Raw genomic sequence first — 1,482 nt, 5'->3', positions numbered from 1 at the left:
GGGGGGTGCTTCTATCTGTTTGGTCAAGGTCTGTGGGCTTGGTCAGGCTGTTTGTTGGTGCCCGGGTTGGTAGAGGGTGCGGTGCTTGAGCATGGCGTGCAGGACGTCGACGCGGCGGCGGGTGAGGCAGATGAGGGCTGCGTTGTGGCGCTTGTGTTCCGCGCGTTTCCTGTCGTAGTAGGCCCGCGATTCGGGGCTGCTCAGCGAGGCGAACGAGGCCAGGAACAGGGCCCGTTTGAGTGTCTTGTTGCCGCCGCGGGGCGGTCCTTCGCCCCGGATGGAGGTTCCCGAACGACGTGTGGTGGGGGTCAGTCCCGCGTAGGAGGCCAGGTGGGCGGCGGTGGGGAAGGCGCTGGCGTCGCCGACCTCGGCCAGGATGCGGGCTCCGGTCCTGACCGCGACCCCGGGCATGGAGGTCAGGACCTTCGCGAGAGGGTGGGCCTCCAGCAGGGCCGTCATGCGGCTCTCCAGGACCTCGCGGCGCTTGAGGAGCACGGCGAGAGACTCCGCCAGTCCGGAGATGATCTCGCCGGCCGAGGCCGTGCCGGGGACCTGGACGGTCTGCTCGGCCAGGGCGGCATGGATCTGTCCGGCCAGCTCCCGCGGGGTCCGCATCCGTGGGGCAGCGTCGGTCATGACCTCAATGAGCTCCTCGGCGGGGGCCTGAGCCAATGTGGCCGGGGAGCCGAAGGTCTGGAGCAGGGCCAGGACGGCCGGGTGGCGCAGTCGCGGTCCCAGGAGGCGTTCCAGGGCCGGATGGATCGAGGTGAGCAGTCCGCGCAGCCGGTTGGAGGTGCGGGTGGCGTCCTGGGCGAGGTCGTCGTCATAGCCCAGGACCATGGTCAGTTCGGCCCGCACGCTCTCGGCGGGGTCGATGGAGTGCAGCAGGTGGGGCATGGTGCGGGCGGCATCGGCGATGACGTAGGCGTCGCGGGCGTCGGTCTTGCCGGTGCCGGGGTGGCAATCGGCCAGGCGGCGCATGGACAGGCCGGGCAGGTAGGCCACCTCGCATCCGCCGGCGCGGGCCACGGCCACCGCCAAGGTCCCCACGGACGCGGGCTGGTCGACCACGACCAGGACTTTCCCCCGGCGGCCCAGGCGGGCGAACAGCTCCCGCAGCTGGGGCTCGCCGTTGGGCAGCGGCTTGTCGAACACCGTACGGCCATCAGCCAGCAGAGCCGTCCCGTGGTGGCTGGACTTGCCCACGTCAAGGGCGCAGAACACATTGATCGATGTGAAGTCGTTGCTGGTCACCGGGCTTTCCCTCCCCGGAGTCACCACCGGTGGCCCGCCCGGGCACCGGAGATCGGCAGCCACATTACGCAGCCCTGCCTGTCGGCGGACACGCTTCCATCAGCGACCGTCCGGTGCCGCCGGGACCGGCGACAGCACCCCCCGGATCATCAAGGACAGGGGCAACGAGTCATACCGGCCCCGAAGGCCACGAGCCCCGAACCGGGCTCTACGAAGACGGTAATGGGC

Annotated in this window: 1 protein-coding gene; it reads right to left on the bottom strand. The window is 70.2% G+C overall.

The window, feature by feature from the left end; all coding sequences use genetic code 11:
* Positions 1–42: 42 nt before the first annotated feature.
* A complete protein-coding gene (locus GAS53_RS54820) occupies positions 43–1,254 on the bottom strand; it encodes an IS110 family RNA-guided transposase (protein WP_151485294.1) in 1,212 nt (403 codons plus the stop codon).
* Between the last annotated feature and the right edge of the window lie 228 nt (positions 1,255–1,482).

The sequence above is a fragment of the Streptomyces albicerus genome (assembly GCF_008905045.1).
In the GTDB taxonomy this organism is placed as follows: Bacteria; Actinomycetota; Actinomycetes; order Streptomycetales; family Streptomycetaceae; genus Streptomyces; species Streptomyces albicerus.
Note: the sequence above shows the minus strand (reverse complement) of the source record. Positions and strands in the feature narration are given on the sequence as shown.